This window comes from Natronococcus roseus (genome assembly GCF_043677095.1).
Taxonomy (GTDB): Archaea; Halobacteriota; Halobacteria; order Halobacteriales; family Natrialbaceae; genus Natronococcus; species Natronococcus roseus.
Window position 1 is genome coordinate 609673 of the sequence record NZ_JBHLJR010000003.1, and the last position, 8118, is coordinate 617790.

Below are 8118 nucleotides of genomic sequence, written 5' to 3' on the forward strand. Positions count from 1 at the left end.
ACCATATAGATGCCGACATGCACGATAAATATTTTTATCGGATGTCGTGTGAGATAAGGTCGGCGACCACAACCGTTTTTCACGCTGGCCCGCCAGATCGGGGTATGAGCAGCGTCCGCAAGCCCGACTGGCTCAAGATGCGTCCGCCATCGGGCCAGGAGTTTACCGACATTCGCAAGCGCCTCCGCGAGCGGAACCTCCACACCGTCTGCGAGGAGGCCAACTGTCCGAACCTCGGCGAGTGCTGGTCCGGCGGCGCCGGCACCGGCGACGGCGCGGGCGGGACGGCCACGTTCATGCTGATGGGCGATCGCTGCTCTCGAGCCTGCAACTTCTGTGACGTCCAGACCGGGGGGATGGAACCGCTCGATCCCGACGAGCCCGCGAACGTCGCCGAGGCCGTCGCCGAGATCGGCCTCGACTACGTCGTCCTCACGAGCGTCGACCGGGACGACCTCCCCGATCAGGGCGCCGGCCACTTCGCCGAGACGATCCGCGAGATCAAGGCCCGCCACCCCGGAATTCTCGTCGAGGTCCTGATTCCGGACTTCCAGGGCGAGGACCACCTCGTGCGGAAGATCATCGACGCGGAACCCGACGTAATCGCCCACAACGTCGAGACCGTCGAGCGACTCCAGTTTCCCGTCCGAGACCGTCGAGCGGGGTACGAACAGAGTCTGGGCGTGCTCGAGCAGATCGAGCGTGAGTCCGACGTCTACACGAAGACGTCGATCATGCTCGGCCACGGCGAGTACGACCACGAGGTGTACCGGACCCTGGCGGATCTCCGGGAACGGGGCGTCGACATCGTCACCCTCGGCCAGTACCTCCGGCCCTCCCGGGACCACCTCGAGGTCCGTCGGTACGACCACCCCGACAAGTACGAGACCTGGCGGCGAGTCGCCGAGGAGGAACTCGACTTCCTCTACTGCGCCAGCGGCCCGATGGTCCGCTCGTCGTACAAGGCCGGCGAGCTGTTCGTCGACGCAGTCCTCCGCGAGGGGAAGACCGTCGCCCAGGCGCGCCAGGACGCCCGCGCGGAGTCGGGATCGGCGACGACCGCCGAGTAGTTCGTTCGCGACTCGTTCTCGTCCCCGGAGACCGACCGATCGTCCACTATCCGGATTATTTTTCGATATCCACTCCACGACCCCCTCCTTTCGGCACCCTGACACGGACGATCGGTCGGTTCAAGCCAACTTCCCCGACCACTCTCGGCGCGTCGAGCAAGAATCTCATCGATAGTAAACTATTTACGAAAATCCTTTAACGCGAGCGATAATTCGTTAGGGTATGCACAGGTGGGTACACCCGTGAGTACGATACAGCGAGACCCGCAGGACCGCGTACAGGTGCTCGACGACGCCGGACGCGTTCTCGAGGGCGCCGAGGTGCCCGACCTCCCCGAGGAGGAGTTCGTCCAGATCTACGAGCAGATGCGCCTCGTCCGCCACTTCGACGAGCGGGCCGTGAGCCTGCAGCGCCAGGGTCGGATGGGAACGTATCCACCCCTGTCCGGCCAGGAGGGCTCCCAGATCGGCAGCGCCCACGCGTTGGCCGACGAGGACTGGCTGTTCCCGAGCTACCGCGAGCACGGCTCGGCGCTCGTGCGGGGCATGTCGCTCAAGCGGACCCTGCTGTACTGGATGGGCCACGAACTGGGCAACCAGATCCCCGACGACGCCAATATCTTTACCGTGGCCGTCCCGATCGCAACCCAGATTCCACACGCGACGGGTGCGGCCTGGGCCTCGAAGCTCAAGGACGAGGAGAAGGCGTTCCTCTGTTACTTCGGCGACGGGGCGACGAGCGAGGGCGACTTCCACGAGGGGCTGAACTTCGCCGGCGTCTTCGACACGCCGAACGTCTTCTTCTGTAACAACAACCAGTGGGCGATCTCCGTCCCTCGAGAGCGCCAGACCGCGAGCGAGACGCTCGCCCAGAAAGCCACCGCCTACGGCTTCGAGGGCGTTCAGGTCGACGGAATGGACCCGCTGGCAGTGTACAAGGTAACCCGCGACGCCGTCGAGAAGGCGAAGAACCCGGATGCAGTCGAGGACGACTCGCCCGGTAGCGCGACCAGACCGACGCTCATCGAGGCAGTCCAGTATCGCTTCGGCGCCCACACGACGGCCGACGATCCGTCGGTCTACCGCGACGACGACGAGGTCGAGCGCTGGAAACAGAAGGATCCCATCCCGCGCATGGAGACGTTCCTGCGTAACAACGGCATGCTCGACGACGAGCGCGTCGACGCGATCGAGTCCCGGATCTCGGAGGACGTCGCCGAGGCGATCGACGCCGCCGAGGCCGTCGAGCGACCCGACCCCGAGGAGATCTTCGCACACGTCTACGAGGGCATGCCGAAGCGACTACAGGAACAGCTCGAGTGGTTCGAATCGATCCGAGAGCGACACGGCGACGACGCGCTTCTGGAGGGCTAATATGGCTGCAGAATCGGAAAATCTCACGCTGGTACAGGCGGTACGAGACGGGTTGCAAAGCGAGATGGAACGCGACGACGACGTCGTCGTCATGGGCGAGGACGTCGGCAAGAACGGCGGCGTCTTCCGCGCCACGGAGGGGCTGTACGACGAGTTCGGCGAGAACCGCGTCATCGACACGCCCCTCGCGGAGTCGGGCATCGTCGGGACGGCGGTCGGGATGGCCGCCTACGGGATGCGTCCCGTCCCCGAGATGCAGTTTCTCGGCTTCATCTACCCGGCGTTCGACCAGATCATCTCCCACGCCGCGCGCCTGCGGACGCGCTCGCGCGGCCGGTACACCTGTCCGATGGTCATCCGCGCCCCCTACGGCGGCGGGATCCGGGCGCCCGAACACCACTCCGAGTCCTCGGAGGCGATGTTCGTCCACCAGCCCGGTCTGAAGGTCGTCATCCCCTCGACCCCCTACGACACGAAGGGACTGCTGGCGAGCGCGATCCGCTCGCCCGACCCGGTACTCTTCCTCGAGCCCAAACTCATCTACCGGGCGTTCCGCGAGGAGGTTCCGAACGAGTCCTACGAGGTGCCCCTCGGCGAGGCAGCCGTCCGCCGCGAGGGGTCCGATATCTCCGTGTTCACGTGGGGTGCGATGAGCCGCCCGACGCTCGAGGCTGCGGGGAACCTCGCCGGCGAGATCGACGTCGAAGTCGTCGACCTGCGGACGCTGTCGCCACTCGACGAGGAGACGATCGTCGAGTCGTTCAAGAAGACCGGCCGCGCGGCGGTCGTCCACGAGGCGCCCAAGACGGGCGGTCTGGGCGCCGAGATCGCGGCGACGATCCAGGAGGAAGCGCTGCTCTACCAGGAGGCTCCCGTCGGTCGTATCACCGGGTTCGACACGCCGTTCCCGCTGTACGCCCTCGAGGACTACTACCTGCCCGAGCCGGCCCGCATCGAGGACGGAATCCGAGACACGATGGGGTTCTAACATGGTACGAGAGTTCAAATTACCAGACGTCGGCGAGGGAGTCGCCGAGGGCGAACTGGTCAGCTGGCTGGTCGAGGAGGGCGACACCGTCAGCGAGGACCAGCCGGTCGCGGAGGTCGAGACCGACAAGGCCCTCGTCGAGGTGCCCTCGCCGGTCAACGGCACCGTCAGAGAACTTCACTGGGAGGAAGGCGAGATGGTTCCCGTCGGCGATCTGTTCATCACGTACGACGTCGAGGGCGAGGAAAGCGAGGCGCCGAGCACGGAAGAACCGACCGCGTCGGAAGACGAACAGGCGAGCGAACCACCGGGTGTGGACTCGCCCGAGGAGGCCCAGGCGGACGCCGACGGCGAACCCGCCGGCGACGCCGGCGCGACGGGTGCCGAAACCGGCGAGGTCGAACCACCGGAGGATCGGGTCTTCGCACCGCCGCGGGTGCGACGGCTGGCCCGCGAGGAGGGGATCGACCTCTCGACGCTCGAGGGCAGCGGTCCCGGCGGTCGGATCACCGCGGCCGACGTGGAACCCGCCGCGGGCGGCTCGGACGCGTCCTCGGAGTCGGCGGAAGCCGAGACGACGCCCGAGGAATCCGCGTCCGACGCGGGGGCGGACTCGAGTTCCGACACGGCCGACACCGCCGCGGCCGACACCGGAACGGCCGGAGCGCAGACGACGCAGGCGACGGCCACACCGGCACGGGTCGAGTCCGCCGACCGCGATCGGACCCTGGCCGCGCCTGCGACCCGGAAGCTCGCCGAGGACGAGGGCGTCGACATCGACGCCGTCCCGACCGACGAGGAACGCGACGGCGAGGCGTACGTCACCCCCGAAGCCGTCCGGGAGTACGCCGAGGCCCAGCAACGGGCCCAGGAGGCCGACACCGAGGCAGTCTCGGCGGGCGAACCCGTCGGCGCGAAGGGAACCGAGTTCGCCGAGGGCGAACGCGAACGTCGGGAGCCGTTCAAGGGCGTCCGCAAGACCATCGCCGACGCGATGGTCGAGTCGAAGTACTCGGCGCCCCATGTCACTCACCACGACGAGGTCGACGTCACCGAACTCGTCGAGGCTCGAGAACGCCTCAAACCCCGCGCCGAAGAACAGGGGATCAGCCTCACGTACATGCCGTTCATTATGAAGGCCGTGACGGCGGCGCTGAAGGAGTTCCCCGAGATGAACGCGGTGATCGACGAGGACAACGAGGAGATCGTCTACCGCGACTACTACAATATCGGAATCGCCACGGCGACCGACGTCGGCCTGATGGTCCCCGTCCTCGAGGACGCCGACCGGAAGGGACTCCTGCAGCTGTCATCGGAGATGAACGAACTCGTCACGAAGGCCCGAGAGCGCTCGATCAGCCCCGACGAGCTCCGGGGCTCGACGTTTACGATCACGAACGTCGGCGGGATCGGCGGCGAGTACGCGACGCCGATCATCAACTACCCCGAGGCGGGGATCCTCGCCGTCGGCGAGATCAAGCGCAAACCCCGCGTCGTTACCGACGAAAACGGCGCGGAGTCGATCGAACCCCGTTCGGTGATGACGCTGTCGCTGTCGTTCGACCACCGGCTGATCGACGGCGCGGTCGGCGCACAGTTTACGAACGAACTGATGGAGTACCTCGAGAATCCGGAACTGCTACTGCTCGAATGATGAACCTTACTACGCTACCACGAGAGAGGTCCACGTAATGGTCGTCGGAGACGTCACCACCGGAACGGACGTACTGGTAATCGGCGCGGGCCCCGCGGGCTACACGGCCGCGATCCGGGCCGGCCAGCTCGATCTGGACGTAACGCTCGTTGAAAAGGACGCCTACGGGGGAACCTGCCTGAACGACGGCTGTATCCCCTCGAAGGCGCTGATCACCGCCACCGACGTGGCCCACGAGGCGGGCAACGCCGAGGAGATGGGGATCCACGCCGACCCCGCGGTCGACCTCGCCGGCATGATGGGCTGGAAGGACGACGTCGTCGATCAGCTTACCGGCGGCGTCGAGAAGCTCTGTAAGGCAAACGGTGTCAACCTACTTGAGGGGACCGCCACCTTCGCCGACGAGAACACCGTCCGGGTCTCCCACAGCGGCGAGGGACAGGGCTCCGAGACCCTCGAGTTCGAACACGCGATCGTCGCGACGGGCTCGCGCCCGATCGAGATCCCCGGCTTCGAGTACGACGACGAGCCGGTGATCGACTCGACGCAGGCGCTCGCGCTCGAGTCGGTGCCGGACTCGATGGTGATCGTCGGCGCCGGCTACATCGGGATGGAGCTCGCGGGCGTCTACGCGAAGCTCGGCACCGACGTGACGGTCATCGAGATGCTCGATTCGATTCTGCCGGGCTACGACGACGATCTCAAACGCCCCGTCAAACAGCGCGCGAACGACCTCGGGATCGAGTTTCACTTCGGCTACGCGGCCTCGGAGTGGGAACAGCAGGGCGACGGCATCCGCGTCGTGGCCGAGGCACCCGACGAGGCGGCTGCTGACGGCGGAAGCGAGGCGAGCGCGGAGGCCGTCGAGGACGACTCCCTCGAGCTCGACGCCGAGAAGGTCCTCGTCGCCGTCGGCCGCGAGCCGGTCTCGGACACGCTCGAGCTCGAAAACGCCGGCGTCGAAACCGACGACCGTGGTTTCATCGGGACCGACTCGCGAGCGCGCTCGAACGTCGAGCACATCTTCGCCGTCGGCGACGTCGCTGGCGAGCCGATGCTCGCCCACAAGGGCAGCATGGAGGGCCAGGTCGCCGCCGAGGTGATCGCCGGCGAGCCGTCGGCGATCGACTACCAGGCCATGCCCGCGGCGGTGTTTACCGAACCCGAGATCGGTACCGTCGGAATGTCCGAGTCCGAGGCCGACGAGGCCGGCTTCGAGACCGTCGTCGGGAAGTTCCCGTTCCGGGCCAGCGGCCGGGCGCTGACGACCGGCGACTCCGACGGGTTCGTCAAGATCGTCGCCGACGACGACCAGGGCTACGTGCTGGGCGCCCAGATCGTCGGTCCCGAAGCATCCGAGCTGATCGCGGAACTCGGGCTCGCGATCGAACTCGGGGCGACCCTCGAGGACGTCGCCACGACGGTCCACACCCATCCGACGCTGTCGGAGGCGGTGATGGAGGCCGCCGAGAACGCGCTCGGTCACGCGATTCATACACTGAATCGGTAACCGAATCGACGACTGTTTTCGGAGTTCAAACTCGAGCGGTTCGACCCACGGTCCCGCTCGACGTTCATTAGCCGCGATCGAAGCACTCCGCGCCGACGGAGCGTACCGATCAGTCGGGAACGTTCGAATCCATCACTACTGAACGTACAGCGAATAGGCGATTACCGAAAAGCCTGCCAGAACGAGCAGGCTTTCGAGAAGCACTCCGGTTACGAGCGAGACGCCGAGCAGTTCATGGAGCACGCCCGCCAGAACGAACCCGAGAGTAACGATACCGAACCCTCCCGCGAGATAGCCAAGCGCCGGCTGGCGGGTTCGGCGGTAGGCCTTGAACGCGAAGTACGTGATCACGCCGCCGACGACGAGAACGAGGGTTTTGACGATTGCCAATACGAGCGCAGTTTCTATTCCAGTCATGTCTCCTTTCGAACCTCAGACCACAGTTCGGCGAGCCGTTCGTCGGCTGTCCGGGCCGGGCGCTCGATCTGTACCGACAGCGACCGATCGTCCTCGAGCACGAGCGTGATTTCGTCGAATGCGACCGAGTACTTGCTCGCGTGATGGCCGTCACGACGGATTTCGGTCGACTCCTCGAGCAGTGTCGAGTCGGTCAGGAGCTCCAGCTTTCGGTACAGCGTCGACTGTGGGATCTCACACCGAGCGTTGAGCTCCGACGCTGTCATCGGCTCCTCGAGCCTCCGGATGATCTCCCGACAGTCGGGGTCGTCGAGCGCAGAACAGATCACTTCCGGTGACGGCGGCGGTTCCGAAGTGATCGGATCCTGAACCATTCGTCTTCCTCTTGTGACGCGCGAGGTTTATCGGCATCGATGCGGATTGCCGTTCCCGCCTGCGAATGTCGTACGGCTTCGCCCTCTCGAAGCCTTCTTGCCCGTTCGTGCTCGAGGTCCGAGTACGCGGGTATCATTCGGCCCGACCGAACCTTCGAGGGTGGAATGAACGGCCGACCTCCGCCCGCGTGATATCAGTTTTCCTCCTAGTGCGAACATCTTTGACTGAATTGTCAACTGTATTCCTAGACGAGCAAAAACCATGGTACGGTACCGTATTCCGAACTGTATCTGCTTCGACAGCCATATATACCAACCCGCCACTCGATACTACTGTGATCGACGTGGCAGATCTGCCACGTCCCTCCGGCCGTTCTCCGGCACGGAGAAACCGTTCCACCAGACCCGTCTCGTCATCGACCGTTCGATCGGTCGAGTTTCCGGATGCGAGTTCCGGACGGGCCGATCCGACGGCCTTAAGTACATACGGGGATTCGGATGGAACGCAATCGAGAACCCGACGGCGCCGCTCGGCGGCCCGTCGGATTGGACGTCTCAACTCGAGCTTCGAAGGGGTTAAGTACTCCTCGAGGCTTATGAATACGTCCGAAGGAAATGAGGATCCTACCCCTGCGGTCCGCCGTACAGATGGGATCTGATGTGAGCCTTGGTAGTTCGGTGACGCCCGATCGGTCCGCGATTCGGCACCACCGAACTGGACCCATATACGA

Annotated in this window: 7 protein-coding genes; 5 read left to right on the forward strand and 2 right to left on the reverse strand. The window is 65.3% G+C overall.

Going from position 1 to position 8118, the window contains the following annotated elements:
- Nucleotides 1-104: 104 nt before the first annotated feature.
- The 5 genes from lipA to lpdA all read left to right on the forward strand — a co-directional run bounded on the left by lipA (nucleotide 105) and on the right by lpdA (nucleotide 6596).
- Complete coding sequence (gene lipA, locus ACFEMD_RS10960; protein ID WP_394741041.1) at nucleotides 105-1070, forward strand: lipoyl synthase; 966 nt, start codon at nucleotides 105-107, stop codon at nucleotides 1068-1070.
- Nucleotides 1071-1313: 243 nt separating this feature from the next.
- Nucleotides 1314-2444, forward strand: a complete 1131-nt coding sequence (pdhA, locus tag ACFEMD_RS10965; protein WP_394741042.1) for a pyruvate dehydrogenase (acetyl-transferring) E1 component subunit alpha — start codon at nucleotides 1314-1316, stop codon at nucleotides 2442-2444.
- A gap of 1 nt (nucleotide 2445) precedes the next feature.
- Nucleotides 2446-3432, forward strand: coding sequence for an alpha-ketoacid dehydrogenase subunit beta (locus tag ACFEMD_RS10970; protein WP_394741043.1), 987 nt, complete (start codon nucleotides 2446-2448; stop codon nucleotides 3430-3432).
- A gap of 1 nt (nucleotide 3433) precedes the next feature.
- Nucleotides 3434-5086, forward strand: a complete 1653-nt coding sequence (locus ACFEMD_RS10975; RefSeq protein ID WP_394741044.1) for a dihydrolipoamide acetyltransferase family protein — start codon at nucleotides 3434-3436, stop codon at nucleotides 5084-5086.
- A 37-nt stretch (nucleotides 5087-5123) separates the two neighbouring features.
- Nucleotides 5124-6596, forward strand: a complete 1473-nt coding sequence (gene lpdA / locus ACFEMD_RS10980; protein WP_394741045.1) for a dihydrolipoyl dehydrogenase — start codon at nucleotides 5124-5126, stop codon at nucleotides 6594-6596.
- Between the two features lie 135 nt (nucleotides 6597-6731).
- Here lpdA and ACFEMD_RS10985 read toward each other — a convergent pair whose 3' ends face one another.
- Nucleotides 6732-7013 carry a DUF7521 family protein gene (locus ACFEMD_RS10985; RefSeq protein ID WP_049891624.1) on the reverse strand — a complete coding sequence of 94 codons (282 nt, stop codon included), beginning with the start codon at nucleotides 7011-7013 and terminating at the stop codon, nucleotides 6732-6734.
- A complete protein-coding gene (locus ACFEMD_RS10990; protein WP_278290758.1) occupies nucleotides 7010-7387 on the reverse strand; it encodes a winged helix-turn-helix domain-containing protein in 378 nt (125 codons plus the stop codon). Before ACFEMD_RS10990 ends, ACFEMD_RS10985 begins: the two co-directional genes overlap by 4 nt.
- Nucleotides 7388-8118: the final 731 nt, after the last annotated feature.